Source organism: Actinophytocola algeriensis (assembly GCF_014203735.1).
Lineage (GTDB): Bacteria > Actinomycetota > Actinomycetes > Mycobacteriales > Pseudonocardiaceae > Actinophytocola > Actinophytocola algeriensis.
The window spans coordinates 746,644-769,104 of the sequence record NZ_JACHJQ010000002.1 but is presented as its reverse complement, the minus strand read 5'-3'; the positions used below and the strand labels follow the sequence as shown (position 1 = coordinate 769,104).

Annotated in this window: 26 protein-coding genes; 5 read left to right on the top strand and 21 right to left on the bottom strand. The window is 71.1% G+C overall.

The window, feature by feature from the left end; all coding sequences use genetic code 11:
• Position 1: 1 nt before the first annotated feature.
• The 3 genes from FHR82_RS09770 to FHR82_RS09760 all read right to left on the bottom strand — a co-directional run bounded on the left by FHR82_RS09770 (position 2) and on the right by FHR82_RS09760 (position 2,874).
• A complete protein-coding gene (locus tag FHR82_RS09770; RefSeq protein ID WP_184809948.1) occupies positions 2-319 on the bottom strand; it encodes a WXG100 family type VII secretion target in 318 nt (105 codons plus the stop codon).
• A 6-nt stretch (positions 320-325) separates the two neighbouring features.
• Positions 326-829: a YbaB/EbfC family nucleoid-associated protein gene (locus FHR82_RS09765; RefSeq protein WP_184809947.1), complete on the bottom strand. Its 504-nt coding sequence runs from the start codon at positions 827-829 to the stop codon at positions 326-328.
• Positions 830-1,038: 209 nt separating this feature from the next.
• Positions 1,039-2,874, bottom strand: a complete 1,836-nt coding sequence (locus FHR82_RS09760; protein WP_184809946.1) for a LamG-like jellyroll fold domain-containing protein — start codon at positions 2,872-2,874, stop codon at positions 1,039-1,041.
• A 457-nt stretch (positions 2,875-3,331) separates the two neighbouring features.
• On the opposite strand from FHR82_RS09760, the gene FHR82_RS09755 reads away from it, so the two are divergent.
• Positions 3,332-3,505, top strand: coding sequence for a hypothetical protein (locus tag FHR82_RS09755; RefSeq protein ID WP_184809945.1), 174 nt, complete (start codon positions 3,332-3,334; stop codon positions 3,503-3,505).
• 36 nt (positions 3,506-3,541) lie between these two features.
• Here FHR82_RS09755 and FHR82_RS09750 read toward each other — a convergent pair whose 3' ends face one another.
• The 15 genes from FHR82_RS09750 to FHR82_RS09685 all read right to left on the bottom strand — a co-directional run bounded on the left by FHR82_RS09750 (position 3,542) and on the right by FHR82_RS09685 (position 14,570).
• Positions 3,542-4,186, bottom strand: coding sequence for a phosphoribosyltransferase (locus FHR82_RS09750; protein WP_311770991.1), 645 nt, complete (start codon positions 4,184-4,186; stop codon positions 3,542-3,544).
• Between the two features lie 93 nt (positions 4,187-4,279).
• A complete protein-coding gene (locus FHR82_RS45845; RefSeq protein ID WP_260418017.1) occupies positions 4,280-4,405 on the bottom strand; it encodes a hypothetical protein in 126 nt (41 codons plus the stop codon).
• A 120-nt stretch (positions 4,406-4,525) separates the two neighbouring features.
• Complete coding sequence (locus FHR82_RS09745; protein WP_184809943.1) at positions 4,526-5,152, bottom strand: class I SAM-dependent DNA methyltransferase; 627 nt, start codon at positions 5,150-5,152, stop codon at positions 4,526-4,528.
• Entirely contained in the window at positions 5,149-5,322 is a 174-nt protein-coding gene (locus FHR82_RS09740; protein ID WP_184810509.1) for a hypothetical protein, read from the bottom strand. Before FHR82_RS09740 ends, FHR82_RS09745 begins: the two co-directional genes overlap by 4 nt.
• Before the next feature lie 117 nt (positions 5,323-5,439).
• Positions 5,440-5,808, bottom strand: a complete 369-nt coding sequence (crcB, locus tag FHR82_RS45840) for a fluoride efflux transporter CrcB (RefSeq protein WP_184809942.1) — start codon at positions 5,806-5,808, stop codon at positions 5,440-5,442.
• Positions 5,805-6,245 (bottom strand): fluoride efflux transporter CrcB, encoded by a 441-nt coding sequence (gene crcB / locus FHR82_RS45835; protein WP_184809941.1) that lies wholly within the window; start codon positions 6,243-6,245, stop codon positions 5,805-5,807. Before crcB (FHR82_RS45835) ends, crcB (FHR82_RS45840) begins: the two co-directional genes overlap by 4 nt.
• Before the next feature lie 21 nt (positions 6,246-6,266).
• The gene (locus FHR82_RS09725) at positions 6,267-7,400 is read right to left on the bottom strand and encodes a glycosyltransferase (RefSeq protein ID WP_184809940.1); all 1,134 of its coding nucleotides are present in this window, start codon (positions 7,398-7,400) and stop codon (positions 6,267-6,269) included.
• 78 nt (positions 7,401-7,478) lie between these two features.
• On the bottom strand, positions 7,479-8,738 hold the full coding sequence (locus tag FHR82_RS09720; protein ID WP_184809939.1) for an aspartate aminotransferase family protein: 1,260 nt from the start codon (positions 8,736-8,738) through the stop codon (positions 7,479-7,481).
• Position 8,739: 1 nt separating this feature from the next.
• On the bottom strand, positions 8,740-9,006 hold the full coding sequence (locus FHR82_RS09715; protein ID WP_184809938.1) for an acyl carrier protein: 267 nt from the start codon (positions 9,004-9,006) through the stop codon (positions 8,740-8,742).
• A complete protein-coding gene (locus FHR82_RS09710; protein ID WP_184809937.1) occupies positions 9,003-9,911 on the bottom strand; it encodes a transglutaminase-like domain-containing protein in 909 nt (302 codons plus the stop codon). Before FHR82_RS09710 ends, FHR82_RS09715 begins: the two co-directional genes overlap by 4 nt.
• A complete protein-coding gene (locus FHR82_RS09705) occupies positions 9,908-10,525 on the bottom strand; it encodes a hypothetical protein (RefSeq protein ID WP_184809936.1) in 618 nt (205 codons plus the stop codon). Before FHR82_RS09705 ends, FHR82_RS09710 begins: the two co-directional genes overlap by 4 nt.
• 10 nt (positions 10,526-10,535) lie before the next feature.
• Complete coding sequence (locus tag FHR82_RS09700) at positions 10,536-11,453, bottom strand: isopenicillin N synthase family dioxygenase (protein WP_184809935.1); 918 nt, start codon at positions 11,451-11,453, stop codon at positions 10,536-10,538.
• A gap of 25 nt (positions 11,454-11,478) precedes the next feature.
• Complete coding sequence (locus tag FHR82_RS09695) at positions 11,479-12,759, bottom strand: SDR family oxidoreductase (RefSeq protein ID WP_184809934.1); 1,281 nt, start codon at positions 12,757-12,759, stop codon at positions 11,479-11,481.
• Between the two features lie 51 nt (positions 12,760-12,810).
• Complete coding sequence (locus FHR82_RS09690) at positions 12,811-14,343, bottom strand: long-chain-fatty-acid--CoA ligase (protein ID WP_184809933.1); 1,533 nt, start codon at positions 14,341-14,343, stop codon at positions 12,811-12,813.
• Positions 14,340-14,570 (bottom strand): acyl carrier protein, encoded by a 231-nt coding sequence (locus FHR82_RS09685; RefSeq protein WP_184809932.1) that lies wholly within the window; start codon positions 14,568-14,570, stop codon positions 14,340-14,342. Before FHR82_RS09685 ends, FHR82_RS09690 begins: the two co-directional genes overlap by 4 nt.
• Positions 14,571-14,707: 137 nt before the next feature.
• On the opposite strand from FHR82_RS09685, the gene FHR82_RS09680 reads away from it, so the two are divergent.
• Positions 14,708-15,994, top strand: a complete 1,287-nt coding sequence (locus FHR82_RS09680) for a cytochrome P450 (RefSeq protein ID WP_184810458.1) — start codon at positions 14,708-14,710, stop codon at positions 15,992-15,994.
• 11 nt (positions 15,995-16,005) lie between these two features.
• On the opposite strand, the gene FHR82_RS09675 is transcribed toward FHR82_RS09680, so the two are convergent.
• Positions 16,006-16,563 (bottom strand): mycothiol transferase, encoded by a 558-nt coding sequence (locus tag FHR82_RS09675; protein WP_184809931.1) that lies wholly within the window; start codon positions 16,561-16,563, stop codon positions 16,006-16,008.
• Between the two features lie 70 nt (positions 16,564-16,633).
• Here FHR82_RS09675 and FHR82_RS09670 point away from each other — a divergent pair, with 70 nt between their 5' ends.
• On the top strand, positions 16,634-18,676 hold the full coding sequence (locus tag FHR82_RS09670) for an MDR family MFS transporter (protein WP_184810457.1): 2,043 nt from the start codon (positions 16,634-16,636) through the stop codon (positions 18,674-18,676).
• A 12-nt stretch (positions 18,677-18,688) separates the two neighbouring features.
• The gene (locus tag FHR82_RS09665) at positions 18,689-19,108 is read left to right on the top strand and encodes a hypothetical protein (protein WP_184809930.1); all 420 of its coding nucleotides are present in this window, start codon (positions 18,689-18,691) and stop codon (positions 19,106-19,108) included.
• 6 nt (positions 19,109-19,114) lie between these two features.
• Here FHR82_RS09665 and FHR82_RS09660 read toward each other — a convergent pair whose 3' ends face one another.
• Positions 19,115-20,383 (bottom strand): extracellular catalytic domain type 1 short-chain-length polyhydroxyalkanoate depolymerase, encoded by a 1,269-nt coding sequence (locus tag FHR82_RS09660; RefSeq protein WP_311770989.1) that lies wholly within the window; start codon positions 20,381-20,383, stop codon positions 19,115-19,117.
• Between the two features lie 34 nt (positions 20,384-20,417).
• A complete protein-coding gene (locus FHR82_RS09655) occupies positions 20,418-21,422 on the bottom strand; it encodes a hypothetical protein (RefSeq protein WP_184809928.1) in 1,005 nt (334 codons plus the stop codon).
• A gap of 258 nt (positions 21,423-21,680) precedes the next feature.
• On the opposite strand from FHR82_RS09655, the gene FHR82_RS09650 reads away from it, so the two are divergent.
• Positions 21,681-22,235 (top strand): cupin domain-containing protein, encoded by a 555-nt coding sequence (locus FHR82_RS09650; protein ID WP_184809927.1) that lies wholly within the window; start codon positions 21,681-21,683, stop codon positions 22,233-22,235.
• Positions 22,236-22,461: the final 226 nt, after the last annotated feature.

Genomic DNA, 22,461 nt, shown 5'->3' with positions numbered 1-22,461 from the left:
TTCAGCCTTCCACTGCCCGGTATTCTGTGGCGCCCTGGTCATCGACGTTCTCGTACGAGTTCGCCGATTCCTCGAGCGCCGTCTTGATCGCCTGCAGCGCCTCGGCGAGTGAGCCGAACGCGTCACGCACCTTCTGCGAGTTCGGCACGTAGTCCTTGGCGAAGGACTGACCGGACTCGTCGTTGCCCCAGCACTCGCCCTGGCCGTCGAGCGCGCTGCCGAGGGTGGTCCCCGCCTGGCTCAGCGCGTCCCCGGACTCGCCGAAGCCACCGGCTCCGCTCCGGAGCCGGTCCGTCTGGACATTGAATCCACCAGCCATGGGGGCCTAGTCCCTCCCGTAGATGCTGCCGCTGTCGTCGTCGTCCTCGTCGCGCCGCGATGGGCGCGAGGGCAGGTCGTCGTCCTGGCCCGCGTCGCCGGGGGCGGGTGGGCGCAGCAGGTCGGTGAACGACGGTGCGCCCTCGAAGAGGTTGGACAGGTCCGGGGTGTCCGCCGTGAGCGGGGACAGCGCGCCCTCGACCTGTTCCCGCGCCGACCGGGCCGCGGCCTGCGTGGTCTGCAGCACCGCCTTGGCCAGGGTCTCGGGGGTGTAGCGGTCGAACGCCGCCCACGAGAACTCGATGTTGGTGAGCACGCCGGCCGGGTTCACCTCGGCGCGCACCAGTCCGTCCTCTGAGCTGGCCTTGCCGGTGACCGCGTTCGCCTTGGCCTGCGCGTCGGCAAGATCGGACGTGCGGCGCCGCAGGTCGCTCATCAGCGCGGCGACGTTCTCGCGCATGGCGGCGTTGCGCGCCTCGAGCTGCGCCCTGCGGTCGTCGTTCTCGGACATCGTTCTGCTTCCCCCTCGCGGGACTGTCACGGGCTCCGACGCACGGAACCCCGATCCGGATTCACCGAATGCCGACTTTTTTCGCGGCTCCTGTGCGGCGCGGCTACAGCTTCACACACCGCCCCTCCTGCGGGCGGCCCAACCCTCAAGATCCACATTAAAGAAGCGGTGCCCCGGGAGAGCCGGGGCACCGCTTCGGGAAGACCGCGTCAGCGCGCGGTGAGGAACTGGTCGGGACGCAGTGCGCGGGCGACGACACGGGTGTCGCCGATCCACCCGAAGAAGCCCTGTCCGTACGCCTCGGCGAACTGGGTGCCGCCGATCGCGAACGGTTTGCCGAGGGTCGAGATGCCGGTGGACTCCTCGGCCGCGTTCCTGGCGATCCGGGAGCCGTCGACGTACATGGTCGTGTGCCTGCCGTCGTTCACCACGGCCACGTGCATCCAGTGGCCGACGGGCACGGCGTGACTCCACGACGTGGGGTCGGCGTCCCCCGGCACCGGGTACACGACGAACTGCAGGAACCGCTCGCCCGACAGGTTCAGGCTGCAGGTCGGCTCGTCGTCGGACCAGCCGCTGTGCTTGCCGGCGTCACCGGCGCGGCCCTCCCAGCTGAGGATGCCCATCCACGCGTGGTCGCCGGTGAACGGCGACGGCAGCTTGAGGAACGTCTCGATGGTGTAGCCGGACTCGAAGCGCATGGCGTTGACCGGCGCGCCCGGCCCGGTGCGCAGCACGGCGCCGCGGTCGGGTTGCTTGCCGCCGTCGAACCGCAGGCTCGCGTGGGCGGGCGCGTCGTCGTGGTGTTCCGCCGACCACGTCAGCGCCCCGGGGCCGCTCGCGTGCAGCAGCTCGGCCTTCAGGTCGTTGCCGTTGCCGGTCAGGTCCCGCGCGACCGTGCCGGGCGGGACCGGGGCGCCGTCGGTGCCCGCACCCGCGAGCCCGGTGTGGTCGAAACGCCAGTACGCCACGGTGCCGCGGGGCATCACCGCACGCGGCGGGCGCGGCGCGGGCAGCACCGGCGGCGCGAACCCGGCGAACCTGGTGCCGAAGTCGACGGGCACGGTGAACCGGTCGACGTCGCCGGTCAGCTCCGCCGTCTCCTCCTCGAGCAGCGACGGCTTGTCGGCGACCCGCTCGCGCAGCCACGGCGAGAACGTCTCGACGTCGATCACGTCGCGGACCAGGTCGAAGTGGTAGAGCCGCACCATCCCGGCGCCGCCGTAGTAGCGGTCCTGGTAGTTCGTGATGTGCAGGTGCACGGGGTTGCCGTGGTCGTTGGTCATGGTGGTGCGCCCCGGCGGCCAGTAGTGCCCGCCGAGCGCGAGGAAGATCTGGTCGTTGCCGCGGATCAGCCGGTCCCACAGCCGCTGCCCGTTGTCGGACAGGTGCGCCAGCCCGGCGTCGTCGGCCCACACCAGGTCGTGGGTGGTCAGGATCGCGGGCAGGGTGGCGTGGGTGTCGATGACCCGCTGCGCCCACGCGATGCCCGCGTCGGACGCGCGCCAGTCGATCGCGAGCACCAGCCACCGGCGGCCGCCCGCCTTCACGACGTGGAAGTGGTGGTAGCCGTCGGGTGACGCGCCACCGAACGTCTTGTCCTTGCTGAAGCGCCGGGGGCCGAACGTGCGCAGGTAGGGCGTGTCGCCGCGCTGGTCGTCGCCGGACACGTCGTGGTTGCCGGCGAGGACGCTGTAGGGCAGCTTCCCGTCGGCGGTCCGGAACACGCGGTCCGCGAGCCGCATCTCGGTCTCGGTGCCGTGCTCGGTGACGTCGCCGAGCTGGGTCATGAACGCGATGCCCGCCTCGCCGCGAGCCCGCACCAGCCAGTCCAGCGCCGCACGCACCGGCTCCGGGTCCGACCCGCCCTCGTCGAGGAGGTACTGGGTGTCGGGCAGCACGGCGACGGCGAAACGCGGGCTGTCCTCGTCCGGGCGGTCGCCGGCCCTGGTTGTCGCCGTCGCGGCGGCGGCGCCCGCGGCACCCGCTGTCGCGGCGACGACCGGGGCACTGGCGGCGGCCCACAGCAGGCTGCGGCGCGACACGTCTTTCGATCCGGGGGAGGTCGATCTGGGGGCGGTGTCCACGCGCACAGCCTGCGGACCCCGGCTGACGGCCGGGTGACGTACGGCGGAACGGCGGCTGACGGCGCCAGGAATGACAGGACCGTCTCGTCGCGGGTTCACCGCGCACGGCCCGCGCGTTCACCCGCGCCCGGGGGCCACCGGCGGTCGCGCTTTCCCTTGCCACACAAGCGGATCTGACCGGCAGCGTGGCGCTCGCCGTGAACCCGTTGGGGCACAACGACTCTACGTCGCGATGACCGCACGCCGCGCGGCCCGCGTGTCGGGCATCCGGGCCCGTCGCCCCGCATGCTGGCCGCGCCACGGGAGGTCACACTGTGAAACGGGGGCTTCGCTGAACTGGGTGGACCGCATCAGAGCCCGTTTGCGTGGGGGACCGCCGGGTAGCCGATCCGGGTCCGATCGTGAGGGGATCGCCATGTCGTGGACCAAGGTCGTGCTGACGCGCTTGCTCATCGGGGAGATCGTGCACCTGGCGCTGAAAGTGCTCCAGCCCGGTGTGCACGCCAACCACGTGCTCGTCGTGCTGAGCGTCTTCGTCGTGACCACGGTCTTCGGCGTCGTGCCCGGCCCGAAGGCCCCGACCGACTAGCGGCTCGAGCGGGGCGGTTCGGTCGGGTTCGACTGCCTAGCGGTGTGACCGCAACAGCCGGAGCACATCGTCGTCGGTGACCTGGCGGAAGTCGGCGTACGCCTGGCCGACCGCGTAGAAGTACGGCGGCGCGTGCAGGCTCACGATCGCGTCCGCGTCCTCGGCGAGGTCGCGTTCGGCCTGGGCCGCGCAGGTCGGTACCGCGAGCACGACGCGCCGCGGCCCGTTCTCCCGCACCCACCGCAGCGCGGCGCGGGCGGTGACACCGGTGGCGAGGCCGTCGTCGACGACGACCACCTCGCGGCCCTCGACCGCGGGCGCGGGCCGGTCACCCCGGTACGTGCGCGTCCTGCGGTCGATCTCCGCCCGCTCCCGCCGGATCGTTTCGGCCAGGTCCGTCTCGGTGACCCCCAGGTCGGCCAGCGTCAGCTCGTCCAGCACGGGCTCCCCGTCCTCGGCGAGCGCGCCGATGCCGAACTCGGGCTGGCCCGGCGCGCCGATCTTGCGCGCGACCACGATGTCCAGGTCACCGCCCAAGGCCGAGGCGACCTCAGCCGCGACGGGCACGCCGCCGCGGGGCAGCGCGAGAACGAGCGGCCGCTCGTCGTGGACGTGCCCGGCGAGTGCGCAGGCCAGTTCCCGTCCCGCGTGTGTCCGGTCGACGAACCTCGTGCACGTCACTGTCGATCTACCGGATGTCGGCCACATGGGCAGAGGTGTTCCCGGCCACGTGCCGGTAATCCGCGTGGCCGTGTGCTGGACCGTTTCAGACGGTCAGCGTTCGTCGTGTTTCTGGTCGTCCTGCTGGGCCTCGTGCGCGTTCTCCTGCTGCGGCGCGCCACCCAGTTCGTTGACCAGCTCGTCGAAAATCGGCGTGGTCATCACGCTCTGTTCGGACATGGTTCCTCCCCGTTCCCCTGTCGAGCGCGGACGCTCCCACACGTCACGCTCAAACTGGACACTACTGCGCGCGCGACCCGGGGTGTCAAGTGGACTGGGTATGCACGAAAAGCGCGGAGTTCAGCGGGCGAACAACACCGCCCCCGGCAGGCGGCCCTCCGGGTCGAGGATGACGCGGGCCTCCACCGCGAAACCCGCCTGGTGGAGCCATGCCGTCATACGCGCGGGTGGGCGGCGGTGGACGTGCACGTTCATCGGGTGGCCGCCGTAGCCGTCGGTCTTCAACGTGGTGCCGTTGCCCTCGTGGAAGCCGACCATCAGCGGGGCACCCGGTCGCAGCACCCGCCGGAAGTGCGCCAGCGCGATCGCCGCGTCGTCGTCCGGCATGTGGATCAGCGACCACCACGCCAGCAGACCGCCGACCGAGTCGGCCCGCAGGGCCAGTTCGGTCATCGAGCCCACGTCGAACCGGATACCGGGGTGGTCGCGGCGGGCCACCTCGACCATCGCGGGCGACAGGTCGATGCCGAACGCGTCCAGGCCCGCGTCACGCAGGAAACCCGTGACGTGGCCGGGGCCGCAGCCCACGTCCGCCACCGGGCCGCCGCCGGCGGCGCGCACCAGGTCGGCGAACAACGTCACCATCGCGCGCAGGTACGGCTTCGTCGTCAGGCTGTCGCGCACCTGGTCGGCGTAGTGCTCGGCAACCGTGTCGTACGACGTCCTCGTGTTCACCAGCCAGCTCATGTCGCTGACGCTAGTGTGCCGCGCCGGACCGAGGTCGAACGGCAGCCGCGCGGCCGCAGGTCGATCGCCGTGACCGGCGGGTCGGCGTGCGCCAGCGGCGCGGAGTCCACACAGGACGCGAGCAGCAGGTCGCCGCCGAGCACGAGCCCGTCGACCCGCCGGGCAGGCACCCCGCCCGGAGTTGCGCGGCGCGTCCGAGGCCGTCGTCTTCGACACCCCGGCGGCCCGCGCCAGCCCGATCAGGGTGACCGGCTCCTCGGTACTCACGACGGCACCATACGGACCGGTCAGCCCAGGAGCGCGGACGTGGTGCCGAACGCCAGGACCGCGGCGCCGAGCCCCGCGACGACCGTGACGACCACGTTCATCACGGCGTAGAACCACGCCTTCTGCTCGGCCAGCCGCAGGGTCTCGTAGCTGAACGTGCTGTAGGTGGTCAGCGCACCGCAGAACCCGGTACCCACCAGGGTGAGCACGGTGTGCGGGACCGCGGTGCCCGCACCGGCGAGCGCGCCGAGCACCAGGCTGCCCGCCACGTTGACGCTGAGCGTGCCCCACGGGAACAGGCTGTCGTGGCGGGACTGGACGAGGCGGTCGGTGAGGTACCGCAGCGGTGCCCCGACCGCGGCACCGAGGAACACGAGGACCGCGGTCACGTGACGATCCACCGGGTGACCCGAACCCCGGCGAGCACCGCGAACAGCGCACACACGAGCGTGCCGGCCAGGTAGAGGAACGCGACGCCGACCGTGCCGGGGCGCAGCAACCCGTGGATCTCGACGGCGTAGGTGGAGTACGTGGTGTACCCGCCGAGGACGCCGACCCCGAGGAACGGCCGCACCAGCCGGTGGGCCGTCCACGCCTCGGTGACGAGGACCATCAGCACCCCGATGAGCAAGCAACCCGACACGTTGGTGACGAACGTGGCCAACGGGAAGTGCCCCGCCGGGGTGGGCAGCGCGACGGTGAGCCCGTAGCGGGCGAGCGCGCCGAGGCCACCGCCGAGCGCGATCGCGCCGAGCACCGGCAGCGCCGGTTCGCCGCGCTGCGCCGGGACCCGCAGGTCCACATCGGAATCGATCGGTTCGGTCATGCTCGCAGGCACGATACCTGCTCAGCCGAGCACGTACCGCGCGGCGATCCGCACGCCGTCCGTGCGCACCTCGAAGGCCTTGGCCGCGGCCGCCGCACCGAGTGCTCGCTCGAGCGCCCCGGTGAGCGACTCGTCGCCCGCCGCCCCGATGCCGAGCGCCTGCACGCGGTCGGCGAAGTAGTACTGGTCGTAGCGGTGCGGCACGACGACCTGCGGCACCCCGGCGAGCGCGGCCGCGGTCGTGGTGCCCGCGCCGCCGTGGTGCACGACCGCGGCCACCCGCGGGAACAGCGCCCCGAAGTTCGCCTCGGTGATGGCGAGGCAGTCCGGCGCGGCGGCCAGGTCCAGGTCGGCCCAGCCGCGCAGCACGATCGCGCGCCGCCCGAGCGCCCGCGCCGCCTCGACCACCGCCGCGCCCGTCGACCTCGGGGTGTGCGTGCTGCCGAACCCGAAGTAGACCGGCGCCTCGCCGTCCGCGAGGAAGTCGGTCACCTCGGGCGGAAGCGGACGTTCGTCGGGCAGCAGCCACGCCCCGGTCTGCGTCACGTCGAGATCGGCAGGGGCCGGCCACGGCGCGAGCGCGGGGTCGGCCGCCAGCAGCGGCCGGTCGGTGAGGATGTGGGCGAGCACGTCCGTGACCGGGGCCAGACCGGCGGCCGTGCGCTGGTCGTTGAGCGCGGGCCCGAACACGGCGTTCCGGCGCGCCGCCTCCTGCGCCCAGACCGTGCGCGGGTCGGCGCCGGGTTCCGGTCGCGGACCGGGTAGCCGCGGTGGGAGGTGGTGGGCCGAGGGGAACGCGATCGGGCTGTAGTCGGCGAACACGTAGCGCAGACCGAGCAGCTCGGCCACCGAGTGGGCGGCCACCTGCAGCTGGTTGCAGCCCACGAGCACGTCGCAGCCCGCCGCGGCCGCCCGCAGCGTCGCGAACTGTCCCGCGACCATGTCCGCGACGGCGTCCTTCGGATCGCCCGTCGCGCCGCTCCGCACCCGTGGGCCGACGGGCACGAACGGCACGGCGTGCGCGGCGGCCAGTTCCGCGAAGTCCGGCGGCGCGGACAGGCGGGCCTCGTGCCCGAGTTCGCGCAGCCGCACGGCGAGCGCCAGCAACGGCTGGACGTCACCTCTGGACCCGGTCGTCGACAGCAGTGCACGCATCGGAGTTCCCCCTCGTCGGTCGGCGTGAGCTGCGAGTATTCGCCGCCGACGGGGTCTTGCCGCAAGACCGGGGGTGCGCTATACGTTCCAGTGGGAGAGAAATCCGCTGACCGCGTCGCAGAACGCCGCGCAGTCCTCGTCGGTGATCTCCAGGCTCAGCGCGATCATGCCGCGGCGGGCGAGGTGGAAGCCGCTGGCCAGCATCTCCAGGTGGAACAGTTCGCGGTCCTCCGGCGCCGGGCGCAGGTCCCGGGGGGAGACGACCGGACCCGGTCCGAAGTGGACTGTCAGCATGCTGCCCATGCCGGTCCACACCATCGGCCTGCCGGCCGCGATGGCGTTCAGATCGGCGCGCAGGCGTTCGCCCCGCTCGAACAGCTCGCGTGCGGCCGATGGCGGGAACAGCTCGGTGAGGCCCACGTACCCGGCGGCCATGCTCAGCACGTTGTTGTTGAACGTCCCCGCGTGTGCGACGTGGCCGGGGCGGCGCGGGTCGTACCTCGCCATCACGTCCGCGCGGCCGCCGAAGGCGCCGAAACTCATGCCACCGCCCGTGTACTTGCCGAGCGTCGTCATGTCCGGTGTGATGCCCAGCAGCTCCTGCATGCCACCGCCCGCCATCCGGGACGTCATCACCTCGTCGAAGACCAGCAGCGCACCGGTCTCGTCGGCGCGGTCGCGCAGGTACGCCAGGAAGGCCGGGTCGGCGGGCAGGCAGCCGCCGCTGCCCAGCATCGGTTCGACCAGGATCGCGGCGAGGTCGCCGGCGTGCCGGTCGATCACCGCGGCCGTCTCGGCGATGTCGTTGTACTCCGCCACCACGAACCGGTGCGGCACGTTCAGCGGGAACCCGCTGTCCCCGAAGGACAGCACGGAACCGTGGTAGGCGCCCGTGAACACGAGGATCGTGCCGCGGCCGGTGTGCGTGGTCGCGGTCGCCAGCGCCAGCAGGTTCGCCTCGGTGCCCGAGTTCGTGAACCGCACCAACTCCAGGCTTGGCACGCGTTCGCACAGCACCGCCGCGAGCCGCGCCTCGTCCGTGCCGTGCGCGCCGAGGTTCCAGCCGCCGTCGAGCGCGTGCTCGACCGCCTTGCGGATCATCGGGTTGCTGTGGCCGTACAGCCCGGCCGTGTAGTCGCCGAGCAGGTCGACGTAGGTGTGCCCGTCCAGGTCGGTCAGGCGGCTGCCCACGGCCCGCGTCATCGTGAGCGGGAACGGTGTGTAGAACAGCGTCGTCCTCGTGTTGCCGCCGGGCAGGTGCCGCGCCGCCTCCTCGTGGGCCGCGCGGCTCGCCGGGTTCGCCGCGACGAACCGCGCTCGGGCCCGCTCGAGCGACATGTCACGCCGCCTGGGAGAAGAACCGGTCCCTGATCCGTCCGATCGTGCGGAAGTCCGCACTGGACACGTCGTCCATGGAGATCTCGGTGTCCAGTTCGGACTCGATCAGGTACAGCAGCTCCACGAAGTGCATCGAGTTCAGCACCCCGGTGAGCACCAGGTCCTCGTCCTCGCCGATCGGGCCGCTGTCCGGGCACTTGGTGCGCAGGAAGTCGGTGATGAACACGGGCACACCCGGTGCCGGTGGTTGGCTCGCACGCTCGCTCACGACATCTCCTTGACGGGGTTGATCCGGACGGTGACGGGCAGGTCGCAGCCGTGGTGCGCCACCCGGCCGCCGACCTCGAGCGCTGTTGGCACCAGGCGGTTCGTGCGCAGTGCGACAGCCGGGTCGGTCAGCAGCGGGTTCGCACCCGCCACGCCGGCCGCGAACAACGCGAAGACCGGATCGACGATCTTGGTCTCGCCGTCGTCGTCGGTCACCTCGACCCACGCGTGCACGAGGTCGAGCATGCCGACGACCCACCCGATCCTGGTGGTCGCCGCGTACCCCGCGGCCCGGCAGCGGAGCGCGAGCCACCGGCTCGCCGACTCGCAGGTCGCCACCCGGTGCGACGTCACCAGCGTTTCGTCGTCGCGCAACGCGTCCGGCAGCTTCACCCACCGCACACCGAGTCCGGCGAACTCCTCGACGAGCCCGCGCAGCACCGGCGACCGCAACGGTGCCGCGCGGCCTTCGGTGCGGATGGTCGCGGTGACCGTGGACGCGCGGACCACGTCCCGCGACGGGGCCGGGGTCACCGCGCCGCCGTAGCGGTCCGGCCTCGGCACGGCCAGCGTCACGTCCGCGCACGCGCAGTCCGCCGTGAGGGTGAACCCGAGCGTGCGCGGCGACAGCAGCGCGTCGGCGGAGGCGCGCATCCACCGCAGCGAGAACGCGAACGCCTGCTCCGGCACCGTGCGCCCGGTGCCGGAGTGCAGGCCGAGGTTGAACAGGTCGCGGCCGTCGAACCGGTCGCCGGACACCGTCAGTCCGTCGTGGACGAGCGCGTCGATGGCCCGGTCGTCGCAGCCGAGCAGCTCCGCGGCCGTGGCCCGGTCGGTGTCCGGGACGTGGTGCTCCGGCGGGATGAGGTACATCCCGTCCAGCGACAGCGCGGTGGCCGTGGTCACGACGCCACCTTGACGGGGCAGTCGCGCCACATCGTGCGGACCACCGCGCCGGTCCGCAGCACGTACTCGTCGCGCAGCGTCCAGCCCAGCAGCTCGTTGATCCGCACCTGTTCCTCGCCGGCGGACGTCTCGAGATAACCGGGCAGACCGAGCGCGTCCGCCCGCGCCTGGCCCGCCCGCAGCAGCGCGTACCCGACGCCGGGGGAGTCGTCCCGCCTGCCGAGCACCGCGTACCAGACGTGCGGTTCCGTGGGCTTCAACCGTTCCAGGTCGTTCGAGATGCGCACGCAGCGCGCCACGGCGACCGGGCCGGCGAACAGGCACGAGAACGACCGCAGCAGCCACCCCCACCACGGGGTGGGCCGTTCGCCGTGCTCGTAGGAGATCATGACCCCGTCGAGCCGGTCCCCGCGGACCGCGCCGAGCGCGAACCCCTTCTCCCACCGGCAGATCAGCAGCTCCGCCAGGTACAGCAGCGTCAGCGACGCCTGCTTGCGCCACCCGGCGACGGTGCCCGCCGCCGCCCAGATCGTGCCGTCCCGGTAGGCGTGCGCCAACAGCCGCGCCGCCCGCCACGTGTCAGACCACGCGAGGTCCCGTGTTTCCAGCCGCATGGCACACCTCTCAGGCCGCTGCCTTGTACACCGACTGCATCTTGTGCGAGAACCACTCGCCGACCGTGACGCGCTCCAGCTCGCTGTTCGTCTCGGCCATCGGCTCGATCGTCGCGTCGTGGTTGGGCAGGTAGAAGAACGGGATCGAGATCCGCGACCGCACCGCCGCGTCCGGTGGCGTGACCACGCGGTGCACGGTCGACGCCCACTGGCCGCCGGTCCAGAACGCCATCAGGTCACCGATGTTCACCACGAAGCTGCCGGGGATCGACGGCACGTCGAGCCAGTCGTCGCCGCGCTGCACCTGCAGGCCGCCCAGCTCGTCCTCGATGTACAGGACGGTCAGGCTGCCCCAGTCGGTGTGCTTCTCCCGCCGCAGCGCCTCGAGGTCGGGCTCCGCGTAGTAGTAGTTCGCGAGGACCAGCGACACGTGGTTGTCGAACTTGTCGTCGAAGAACCGCTCCGGCAGGTCCAGCGCCAGCGCGGACAGCCGCATGATGTCCGCCGACAGGTCGGTCATCGCCGCGATGTAGTCGTACCAGGTCGCCTTGAAGCTCTCGTCCGGCCAGATGTTCGCGGCCTTCCACGTCGCCGGGTGCGCACCGAGCGCGGCCCGCTCCTCGGCGGGCAGGTCACCGGTCACGTGCGCGGCGAACGCCTCGTACGGGCCGCCGACCCTGCGCAGGCCCGACACCCCGGAACCCTGGTTCAGGCTGCGGTCCTTCACGTCCTCCGGGCTGGTGAAGAAGTCCTTGGTGGTCCGGTACATCCGCCCGACCAGCTCCGGCGCCACGCCGTGCCCGACGACGGTGAAGAACCCCGACGCCTCGCACGCCCTGCCGATCGTCGCCGCGATGGCGGCCCTGCCCTCTTCGGTGTCCCTGGTGGACAGGTCGACCACCGGGACGAACTCGTCTGCCGCGCTCATTTTCCGCACCTCCGTCGGTGGTGGCTCAGGCCGCCCGGCTCTCGGCGGCCGTCTCCTCGATGGCCTCCGGGACCGCCTTCTCGGCGGTCGCGACGACCGGCAGGTCCTTCGCGATCTTGCGGATGTTCCTGGCGTTCGCGACCAGCACGTCGATCGCCGGGATGCCCGCGTTCAGGGGCACCGCGGGGGCGCGCACGGCCGTGTCGATGTTGGTCAGCAGCTCGGGCAGGCAGCGGGGGAACAGGGAGCGCACGAAGCCCGCGCGCTGCCACTCGCGGCGGGCCGACGAGATCGGGTTGCGCCACTTGACCTCACGCAGCCGGAACCGGTTGGCCAGCACGAGCCCCTGGCGGAACTCCTTGTACGGCACCAGCTCCAGGCCGAGGCGCTCGGCGAGCTGCTCGTTCGTCACCGGCGTGACCGGGTAGCTGATGGGCCGCGGCGCGGCGGACAGCGCGTTGTTCAGCACCGCCCTGGACAGCACGTCGCCCGCGACCATCGGGTTGGTGCCACCGAACTGGTAGGTCTGGCCCTGCTGCACCATGTGCCAGACCATGTTCCAGAACGAGTACTCCATGCCGGGGTCCTTGAACCGGGTGCCTGGCCCGCCGAGCGCGAACGGCGCCTGGTACACGTGGATCGGCACGCCGTCGCGGTTCATCTTCAGCGAAAGGTGCTTCACGACGTACTTCATCTTGCTGTAGCCGCAGAAGAAGAAGCTCGGCCGGTAGAAGTCACGCAGTCGCGTGTAGACCTCGCTGCCGACCGACCCGATCACGTGCAGCGTCTTGAACCGCCGGGTGAGGCAGAACTCGGCGAGGGTGACGGTGGGCAGCACCTTCTCCTGCCGGTACCGGGCGTACGGGTACTCGTGCGTGGTGGCGCCCGCGGCGTCGATCACGACGTCCACGTCGGACACCAGGGTCTCGTACGTGGTCTCGTCGAGGCCCATGGACGGTTCGAGGTAGCTGCCCTCCAGCACCACGAGCTTGTCCGACTCCGGCAGGGCCATCTTGTACTTGCGCGCCTGGCGCCTGATCCGCGCCTCGCCCGAGTTCGTCCCCTTGGGACGGACCAGCGCGTACACCTTCTCGACGCGCTCGTCGTCGAGCAGGTCGTGCAGGAAGTGCATGCCGACGAACCCGTTGCCGCCCAGCAGGAGCACGTTCTTGCGCTCATCGTCGGCCCGCCGCGGCAGCGCACGGGAGACGATGGCCGGGTCGGCCGAGTAGTCGACGGACAACAGCTTCGGCCTGCCGGTGAGTAACGCGAGCCGGTCGCTCTGGTGCCGTAGGGAGATGCGCATCGGGGTACCGCCTGTTCGTGAGAGTTACGGGGGGTTTGGTCGCCGCGGCGGCTAGGCCACGCGGCGATCGAGGTGTTGCCAGAAGCGTTCCCGCAGCTCGCGCCGCAGGATCTTGCCGCTGGGGTTGCGCGGCAGCGAGTCGGTGAGTTCGAATCCGGACGGGATCTTGAAGTCGGCGATCCTGCCGCGCAGGAACGCGACGAGCTGGCGGGTGGTCACGGTCTCGCCCTGCCTCGGCACCACGAAGCAGTGGACGACCTCACCCCAGTGTTCGTGCGGGACACCGACCGCGGCGGCCTCCAGCACCGCGGGGTGCGCGGCCACGGCGTTCTCGATCTCCGCCGGGTACACGTTCTCGCCCGCGACGATGATGGTGTCCTTGATGCGGTCCCGGATGAACAGGAACCCGTCGTCGTCGAGGTAACCGGCGTCGCCGGTGTGCAGCCAGCCGTCGACGAGCGTCGCCGCGGTCGCGTCCGGCAGCCCCCAGTACCCGAGCATCGCGGCCGGGGTGCGCAGGCACACCTCGCCGATCCGGCCCGTGGGCAGGGCGTTCCCGTCGGCGTCGACGACCTTGACGGCCACGCCGGGGTAGGGGCGCCCGGCCGCCTGCATGCGCGGCCCGCCGGGCACGTGCTCGGACGGCGGCAGGCACACGGCCGTGTTCCCGCTCTCGGACAGGCCGTAGATCTGCGCGAACTCGCAGTCGAACAGCTCGAGGCACCGGCCGAGCAGCGCCTCGGAGATCGGCGAGCCACCGTAGACCACCTTGCGCAGCGACGCGAAGTCGGCGCGGCGCGGGCGGGGTGGGGCGAGCATCATCTGCAGCTGCGCAGGCACCACGCACGCGGTGGTGACGCCCAGCTCACGGATGCGCCGCACGGCCTGGTGCCCGGCGAACACCGGCACCGACACCATCGTGATGCCCGCGCTGAACCCCTGGATCGACCACCACAGGCCGCCGATGTGGAAGCCGGGGATGCCGATGAGGCTGATGTCGCCCGCTCGCCAGTCGATCCAGTCGAGACCCGATCCCTCCAGCGCCGCCTTGACGGCGAAGAAGCTGCGGTGCGCCAGCACGACGCCCTTGGGGTTGCCGGTCGTGCCGCTGGTGTACACCTGCGCGATGGGCTGGGTGTCGTCGAACGCGGGCGCGAGGTCGGTGTCGTCGGTGCCGCGCCACTCCGCGAGCGCCGGGATGGGCACGATGCGCCGCAGCCGGGGCAGGTCGGCCTTCAGCGTCGCGGTGACGTCGAGGAACTCGTCGTCGGCGAACAGGAGCGTGGCGCCGGAGTCGAGCAGGATGTGGTGCACCTCGGCGGGGGTGAGCCGCCAGTTGACCGGCACCAGGACCGCACCCGCCTTGGCGCAGGCGAAGAGGATGTCGTAGTACTGCTCGGATTCCTTGCCGAGGTAGGCGACCCGGTCGCCGGCCTCCACACCGGACCGGTGCATGGCGTTCGCGGTCCGCGTGCTGGAGCGGTGCAGCTGACCGTAGGTGACGGACCGGTCCTCGCAGAGCACGGCCACGTGGTCGGGCCGCGCGTCCGCGTGGTGCGCGATGACGTCGTGCACCCTCCTCACGCGGCCACCTCCCGCACGTAGTCCACGATGGCCGACTCGGACACGAGGTCCGGGATGACGTTGGGATCGACCTCGACGCCGAACTCCTGTTCCAGTGCCAGGGCCAGCTGCACCTGGCGCAGCGAACTCCAGCCCGGCACGGTCTCCGGGGATAGCCGGGCAGGCACCTCACCCGGAGCGACCGACAACACCGACGCGATCACGTCGCGTACGCGCCCCTCCAACATGTGTTTCCCATCCAGCGATGCGACTGTTGTCCGGAGTAAACAGACCCGAATCCATTGCGCGGTAACTGTCATGAGCAGTCCTCGTGCGACGGTCGCACCGTCTTGTGGTGATCCTGCGCCCGCCGTATAACTCGGCCATGGTCACCGCGCTCCCGCCCGGTTCGAGGCTGCCGGCGCTGATTCAGACGGCGTTGTTCATGACGGTGCGACCGCACCTGCTGCGCCGCATGCGGCGACTGCACGGTGACGTGTTCACCGTTCGCCTGCTGGGCAGCAAGACGGTGGTGACGCTGTCGCACCCGTCCCACATCCGCGAGGTCTTCGCCGGTACGCCCGCGGTGTTCCACGCGGGCGAGGGCAACGAGATCCTCCGCCCGGTGATGGGCCCCCACTCGGTCATGATCACCGACGAGGACGAGCACCTGCGTTCCCGCAAGCTGCTGATGCCCGCGTTCAACGGCGCGGCCCTGCGCGGCTACGGCGACATGATGGCCGACCTGGCGGAGGCCAATGTGGGCACCTGGCCCACTGGGCGGCCGTTCGAGGTGCACGAGGCGATGAACGAGGTGACGCTGGAGATCATCCTGCGGGTGGTGTTCGGCATGTCGGACGGCCCGAGGCTCACGGCACTGCGGCCGCGCATCCGCACCCTGACGGACATCAACCCGATAACGGCACTGGGCTGGAGCTACCCGGCCCTGGCGAAGCTGCCGCCGTGGCGCGGGAGCGCGGACAACCTGCGAGAGGTGGACCGCCTCCTGTACGAGGAGATCACCGATCGCAGGGCGGCGGATGTGACGGCCCGGCGTGACGTCCTGTCGAGACTGCTGAGCGTGGCGGGCACGGACCTGACGGACGCCGAACTGCGCGACCAGATGATCACCCTGCTGCTGGCGGGCCATGAAACCACGGCGACGGCACTGGCGTGGACCTTCCACGACCTGTCCCGCAACGAGCCGGTGCTCCGCAAGGCCCAGCAGGCGGCCGACACGGACGACGAGGACTACCTGCAGGCAGTGGCAAAGGAAGCACTGCGGCGGCACCCGATCATCCAGAACGTCCCCAGGGTGCTGACGGAGCACACGGCCATCGCTGGCCACCACCTGCCCGCGGGGACGATCGTCGCGCCGAACACGACCCTGGCGCACGAGGACCCGGCCCACCACGAGGCGCCGGGGGAGTTCCGCCCGGAACGCTTCCTGGGGAAACCGCTGCCACTGGGCACGTGGATCCCGTTCGGCGGCGGCGTCCGCCGGTGCCTGGGGGCGGGGTTCTCACTGAAGGAGATGGCAGCGGTCCTGCGCGCGGCCCTGACCAGGTACGATCTGCGCCCGGCCCGGCAGGCCCCGGAGTTCGCCAAGCCACGCAACATCACGCTGATCCCGAGCCGAGGCGCCCGGATCATCGCCACCCCACGCGGCTGACGCCCGAACCGTCAGCCCCCGTGCGACCTCGGCTGCCACCCGGGCGGCGGGTCCTCACCCACACGTCCGTCCACAGCCTCCCGCAACAGGTCCGCGTGCCCGGTGTGCCGCCCATACTCCTCGATCATGTCGCACACCAGCCGCCGCACCGACGCGTGGTTGCCCTCGGCATCGGCGGCGTGCGCCGCCAGGTCCAGCCCGCCACCGGCGAGCACCGCGGCGAGTTTCGCCCTGGAACGCTCCACCGCGCTGTCCCAGTACCCGTACAGGACCTCCGGTGGCTCGTCGGCGGCCGACGTGAACGGCCAGTCGTCGTCCCAGTCCGTCGGCCACGGGCCCTCGAGGGGACCGCCGGACAGCTTGCGCGTGAACGTGTAGTCCTCCACCACGGCCAGGTGCTTGAGCAGCCCGCCCAGCGTGAGGGCCGACGCGCCGACGCGGGCGGACAGGCCTGCCGCGTCGAGGTCGTCCGCCTTGTAGCGGAACGTCATGCGCAGACGTTCGAGCGCGCCGGTGAGGTGCTCCGCCTCCGTGCCTGTCAGCGGCGGCTCCCATGGTGTGTCGGTCATGGCAGACACAGTAGAGCGTCGAGGTGCGGGGGACCGGAGGTCGTGTGATCGTGGCCGGGTGACGACCACCATGCCACCGGTGCTGGACGGGCGGCGCCGGAACGTCGTCTTCGCGACGATCGTGCTCGGGATGCTGCTCGCGGCGCTCGACCAGACGATCGTGGGCACGGCGCTGCCGACGATCGTGGCCGACCTCGGCGGGGCCGCGCACATGTCGTGGGTCGCGACCGCCTACCTGCTCGCCGAGACCGTCGCCACGGCGCTCGCGGGCAAGTTCGGGGACCTGTTCGGGCGCAAGCTGGTCTTCCAGGTCTCCACCATCGTGTTCATCACCGGCTCGTTCCTGTGCGGCACGGCCACCTCCATGACTCTCCTGGTCGCGTGGCGTGCCGTGCAGGGGATCGGCGCGGGCGGGCTCATGGTCACCGCCATGGCGCTGATCGCCGACGTCATCCCGCTGCGGGAACGCGGCAAGTACCAGGGCGCGATCGGTGCGGTGTTCGGCGTGTCGACCGTGGTCGGGCCGCTGCTCGGCGGGCTGTTCACCGACCACCTGTCGTGGCGGTGGGCGTTCTACGTGAACGTGCCGATCGCGATCGTCGTGGTGTTCGCCGCCGCGCGGACCATCCCGGTGGTGCGCGCGCAGACCAGGGCCGTCATCGACTACCTGGGCATCGGGCTCATCGCGGTCGGGGCCAGCGCGCTGGTGCTCGCCACCAGCTGGGGCGGCACCGAGTACGCGTGGGGCTCGCCGGTGATCGTCGGGCTGTTCGCGGGTGGCGTGGTCGCGCTCGGCCTGTTCTGCTGGGTGGAGACCCGCGCCGCCGAGCCCATGCTGCCGATGCGGTTGTTCCACAACCCGGTGTTCGGCGTGTGCTCGCTGCTCAGCTTCATCGTCGGGTTCGCCATGCTCGGCGCGATGATCTTCCTGCCGACCTACCTGCAGTACGTCGACGGTGACTCGGCGACCTTCGCGGGCGTGCGCACGCTGCCGATGGTCGTCGGGCTGCTGTGCGCGTCGATCTTCAGCGGCAACGTGGTCAGCAGGACCGGCCACTACCGGACGTTCCCGGTCGTCGGCTCGGTCGTCACCGCGTTCGGGCTGTTCCTGCTGTCGCGGATGGGGCCCGGCACGAGCGGGTTGCTGGTGTCGCTGTACATGTTCGTGCTCGGCGCGGGTATCGGGCTGTGCATGCAGGTGCTGACGATCGCCGTGCAGAACACCGTCGACTACGCCGACCTCGGCACCGCCACCTCCGGCGTCACGTTCTTCCGCACGCTCGGCGGCGCGTTCGGCACCGCGGTGTTCGGCACGATCTACTCGAACGCCCTGACCACCGGTCTCACCGACGGGGTGGCGGCGGCCGTGCGGACCGGTGCCGCCGACCCGGCCACGATCACCGCCGCGGCCCAGAGCCCGCAGGGTCTGCACGCCCTCCCGGCCGCCGCGGCCGGCCCGATCATCCACGCGTACGCCGACGCGCTGACGACCGTGTTCCTGTGGACCGTGCCGGTGGCGCTCCTGGGGTTCGTCGTGTCGCTGTTCCTCAAACAGGTCCGGCTGCGCGACAGCGCGAGGATCGGCTCGACCGACATGGGCGAGGGCTTCGCGTCGCCGACCGGCGCGGACTCGCAGTGCCTGCTCGAGTCCGCGGTCGGCCGCATCATCCGCGGCACCGAGGCCGACGCCATGCGCCGCATCGTCGCCGCCTCCGGCACCCGGCTGGACGTGGCGAGCGCGTGGGCGGTGATCCAGGTCGAACTGGCCACCCGCATGACCGGCCGGGCCGACCTGAACGCGGTCGCGGCCCGCCGCCGCCTGCCCGCCGAGGTGCTGGCACCGGTGTTCGACCGCGCGACCGCCGACGGCTACCTGACCCGCGACGGCTGGGAGTACACCCACACGGCGGCGGGCAGCGCGGAGGCGGAGCTGATCGTCCTGGCGTGGACCGCGTGGCTGGAGGTACGCGTCGAGCAGGACATCGGCCGCCCACCCGGCACCGACCTGCGCGCCGCGGTGAAGACCGTCGCCCGCCGCCTGCTCACCGAGGACGAGACGGACGGGCCTCGGCCGGTTCCTGTCGGCGCCGGGACCGGTCCTGCCACCCGTTGACATGCTGTCGGCATGCGCGTTGTGCTGATCGCCGTCCTGCTCGTCCTGACCGCCTGCGGCGCGCAGACGCAGGGCCCGGCCCCGGAGACCACCACCTCGGCTGTCGTCGACGACGACACCGGCGCGGCGATGGGTGCCGTCGACACCCTGCTGGCGGCCTGCATCCCGGGCGTGCCAGGGCAGAGCGGCTGCACGTGGGCCAGTCTGTCCGGGGCGGTCACCGAGCTGACCGGTGAGATCCGAGCCGCGGCCGCGCACTCGGATCTCACCGTCGCCCTCGACGGCATGGACGAGGCGGTCGCCGCGTTCACGCCGTGCGCCGGGTGGTTCGACTCCGACGCCACGACCGGAGACCAGCTCACGTGCGACGCGGCGTGGTACGACCTGACCGATGCGTGGACCGCGCTGAAGAAGGCCGCCGACTGGCCGTGACCGGACTCAGCCGGCCGTGCACGGGGTTCCGTTGAGGGTGAACGAGGCCGGCTCCGCCGTGTTGCCCGTGTGGGTGGCCTGGAAGCCGATGCCGACGGACGCGGACTGGTTGATCGTCGTGGTGTAGCTGAGTGGGCGCGCGGTGACCTCGCCGCTCGCCGGGCTGTAGGTGGCGCCCCACCCGGAGGTGATCGTCTGCCCGCCCGGCAGGGTGAACGCCAGCGACCAGCCGCTGATGGGCGCGGTGCCGGTGTTCGTGATCGTGACCGCCGCGGTCAGGCCGGTGTTCCACGCGGTCACGTCGTAGGCCACGCGGCACGGGCCGGAGGTCGGCGGCGGTTCCGTGCTGCCACCGGTGATGCCGAAGAACGCGAGCGCCATGGCCGCCATGCCGCTCATCGGGAGGTTGTGCCCCACGCCCTGCAGGCTGACCGCCTCGACCGGCGCCGTGGTGCCCGTGCCGCCGTACCGGGTGCGGGTCCAGCCGGACCGCGGGCTGTCGGTGTACGCCGGGGTCTGGCTCACGCCCAGCACATTGGTCCACTGCTTGACCTGCTCGCCGAAGTTGGGATAGCGCAGCGTCGAATCCTCGGTGCCGTGCCAAACCTGCATGCGCGGGCGCGCGCCGGTGTAGCCGGGGTACGCGCCGCGGACCAGGTCGCCCCACTGCTGCGGGGTCCTCGTGATCCGCCCGTTCGCGCACTCGCTGTTCCACGTGTTCGGCGGTGTGGTGGCGAAACACGCGAACGGCACGCCCATAAACGCCGCGCCCGCCTTGAACACGTCCGGGTAGTCGCCGAGCAGGACGTTCGTCATCATCGCGCCGGACGACGCGCCGGTCACGAAGATCCGCTCCGGGTCGGGGTCGTAGCGCTGCTGGACGTAACTCACCATCGACCGGATGCCGACGGGGTCGCTGCCGCCGTTGCGCCGCAACGCTTCCTGCGTGTAGACGTCGAAGCACTGCCCGCTGCGCGTCGCGGACGGGTAGATGACGATGAACTTGTACTGGTCGGCGAGCCGCGCGAACTCGGTACCGCTGTGGAAGGCGGGACCGGAGCCCGTGCAGTAGTGGACCGCGACGACGACCGCGGGCCGGGTGCCGATGCCGTCGGGCACGTACAGGTGCATCCGCAGGTTGCTCGGGTTGGTGCCGAACCCGGTGACCTCGACCAGGCTCGCCGCCGATCCCGACGACATCGCCGGTGCCGGTACGCCCAGCAGTGCCGCCGCCAGCAACAGGGCGACCCCCAGCCGGCTCAGGAACTTTCTCACGGGAACTCCTCGGAGACTACGGAAGAAGATCGCCTCAATTTCCGGAAATTTTCGGAGTTTGTGCGCCCGTGAGCGGAATGTACACCATTTTTGTGCCATTGTGCTCTGGCGAAATTTTCGCTTCTGTGAGAGAGCGCCGAATTCCGTAGTTCGCGGTGGCCATGGCGAGAGCGATGGCCCAGAGCGGCCACAGCAACATGGGCAGGGCGACCAGCGGCCAGTCACCGATCGCGCTCAGGGCGCCGTCGTCGCCAAGCGACTGGAGCATGTCCTTCGACGCGGTCGCCACCATCACCGCCACCAGCAGACCGGGCACCACCGCCAGCCGGATCGGCACCCGCTTGTCGCGCAGTCCCGGCAGCCACCGCGGGAACACCTCGCCCCAGGGCCGGACGAGCCCGTAGGTCAGCCACGCGCCGAGGCTCGCGGACACCGCCAGCCCGAGCCCGGCCCACAGGATCGGGGCGCCGAACTCGGCCATGTCGAAACCGGGGACACCGAAGAACATCAGCACCCGGGTGAGCGCGTAGACGAGCGGCGCCTCGATGGCGATCCGTGTCCAGAACCTGGTCCTGGCCGTCACGTGCGCGAGGTCGTGCCCGGCCGCCCGGAACCGCCGTGCGATCACCACGCCGAACGCCGCGACGGCGGTGAGCAGCAGCAGCTGGAGCAGCAGGCCGGGGGAGAGGAACAGCGACGCGTCCGCCTCGGCCAGCCCGAACAGCGGACCGATCAGCGTCGCGGGCAGATATCCGATGGCGATCAGTGTCGACGCGTCCATGAGCGCCACCAGCGCGACGATCGCGGCCCCCGCCGCCCATTCCCTGCCCCTGCGCGGCCAGCACGCGGCGGCCAGCGCGACCAGCGCGCAGCCGAGGAAGACCGCGTTGGCCCAGCCTTCCGGGTAGGTGGAGAGCGCCGAGCTGAACGGGCGGCCGGGGTGGTCGAGCGGGTTGTGGGTGCCGGCCAGCAGCCAGGTGGCGCCGAGTGCGGTTGCGGCGAGGGTCGCGGTCGCCGCCGCGGTCCGTGCGATGTCCATACCGCGACTGTCGCGCGATCGCGGGCGCGGCACGTCCCTCCGGAGTAGCAGTGCGCTCCTCCGCGAGAGTGAAACGCGTCATTTGACGATTGTTCAGACACGGTGGTCTGCCGTCGATAATTCAGCGACATTTGCCGTGCGGGCGCGATTATGAAGTTTCGCGAACATGTCTACTTCGTCACATCACAATCTCTTCCCAAGTTTGCCGGGGAGCTCCACCCTGTGGGCACCGGGGCGCCCTGACGGAGAGGAATGCCCATGTCGAAGAAACCTCCCACCGCGATCCCTTTTGAGTCGATCGACCCGGTGCTCACCCCCCAGGGGCACCGGATCCGGCCGTTGGTCGACGGCCGGGACAACGGCAACGCGCCAGGCATCGAACTGTGTGCCGGCGGTCTGGACGTGCCGGGCGGGTTCATCGCGAACCCGCACCGGCACGTGGAAACCGACGTGATCGTGCTCGTCTACGACTGCGGCGACGAGGGCGCCCTGACACTGTTCGGCGAGAACCTGGAGTTCGAGGCCTTACAACACCGCGGCGACGTGCTCCCCATCCAGAAAGGCTGGCCACACACGGTGGTGAACCTGAGCCTCACCACACCGATCCGCGCCTACGAGTTCCGCTCCAACCGCACCGTCGTGGTCGACAACCCGCTGCTCCCGCACCTGCGCCCGATCGCGGAGGACCGGGGGCGGGAGTTCCTCACCGCCGTCCACGGCTCGAACGCGATGGCGTTAGCCCGCCTCTCCGGACTTAAAAGTGTTGGTCCCGACCCAGCGACACCGGGCGGACCGCAGGCGGTTGGTGGCTGAGCGCCGTCACGTTCCCCTGAGGTACCTGCTGACAAAGCCCAGACCCTGCACAAAGATCCACAGGACACTTTCTAATCGATTGACGCAGGCGGCGGACCTGGCCATCATTTCCGCCGTGGCGAAACATTGTTGCCGCTCGCGCGGTCCGGTGGGCTGCTCCATGTCGTGACCCCGTCACGCCGGAGCCGTCCACCGACCGTGGGCGGCTTTTCTTGTGTCCGAGGGG

Coding starts and splice junctions, on each gene's coding strand:
- FHR82_RS09695 (WP_184809934.1), bottom strand. CDS start 12,759: ATGCGCATCTCCCTACGGCACCAGAGCGACCGGCTCGCGTTACTCACC.
- FHR82_RS09725 (WP_184809940.1), bottom strand. CDS start 7,400: ATGCGTGCACTGCTGTCGACGACCGGGTCCAGAGGTGACGTCCAGCCG.
- FHR82_RS09670 (WP_184810457.1), top strand. CDS start 16,634: ATGCCACCGGTGCTGGACGGGCGGCGCCGGAACGTCGTCTTCGCGACG.
- FHR82_RS09770 (WP_184809948.1), bottom strand. CDS start 319: ATGGCTGGTGGATTCAATGTCCAGACGGACCGGCTCCGGAGCGGAGCC.
- FHR82_RS09755 (WP_184809945.1), top strand. CDS start 3,332: ATGTCGTGGACCAAGGTCGTGCTGACGCGCTTGCTCATCGGGGAGATC.
- crcB (WP_184809941.1), bottom strand. CDS start 6,245: ATGACCGAACCGATCGATTCCGATGTGGACCTGCGGGTCCCGGCGCAG.
- FHR82_RS09685 (WP_184809932.1), bottom strand. CDS start 14,570: ATGTTGGAGGGGCGCGTACGCGACGTGATCGCGTCGGTGTTGTCGGTC.
- FHR82_RS09765 (WP_184809947.1), bottom strand. CDS start 829: ATGTCCGAGAACGACGACCGCAGGGCGCAGCTCGAGGCGCGCAACGCC.
- FHR82_RS09675 (WP_184809931.1), bottom strand. CDS start 16,563: ATGACCGACACACCATGGGAGCCGCCGCTGACAGGCACGGAGGCGGAG.
- FHR82_RS09700 (WP_184809935.1), bottom strand. CDS start 11,453: ATGAGCGCGGCAGACGAGTTCGTCCCGGTGGTCGACCTGTCCACCAGG.
- FHR82_RS45845 (WP_260418017.1), bottom strand. CDS start 4,405: ATGTCCGAACAGAGCGTGATGACCACGCCGATTTTCGACGAGCTGGTC.
- FHR82_RS09665 (WP_184809930.1), top strand. CDS start 18,689: ATGCGCGTTGTGCTGATCGCCGTCCTGCTCGTCCTGACCGCCTGCGGC.
- FHR82_RS09650 (WP_184809927.1), top strand. CDS start 21,681: ATGTCGAAGAAACCTCCCACCGCGATCCCTTTTGAGTCGATCGACCCG.
- FHR82_RS09705 (WP_184809936.1), bottom strand. CDS start 10,525: ATGCGGCTGGAAACACGGGACCTCGCGTGGTCTGACACGTGGCGGGCG.
- FHR82_RS09680 (WP_184810458.1), top strand. CDS start 14,708: ATGGTCACCGCGCTCCCGCCCGGTTCGAGGCTGCCGGCGCTGATTCAG.
- FHR82_RS09655 (WP_184809928.1), bottom strand. CDS start 21,422: ATGGACATCGCACGGACCGCGGCGGCGACCGCGACCCTCGCCGCAACC.
- FHR82_RS09720 (WP_184809939.1), bottom strand. CDS start 8,738: ATGTCGCTCGAGCGGGCCCGAGCGCGGTTCGTCGCGGCGAACCCGGCG.
- FHR82_RS09745 (WP_184809943.1), bottom strand. CDS start 5,152: ATGAGCTGGCTGGTGAACACGAGGACGTCGTACGACACGGTTGCCGAG.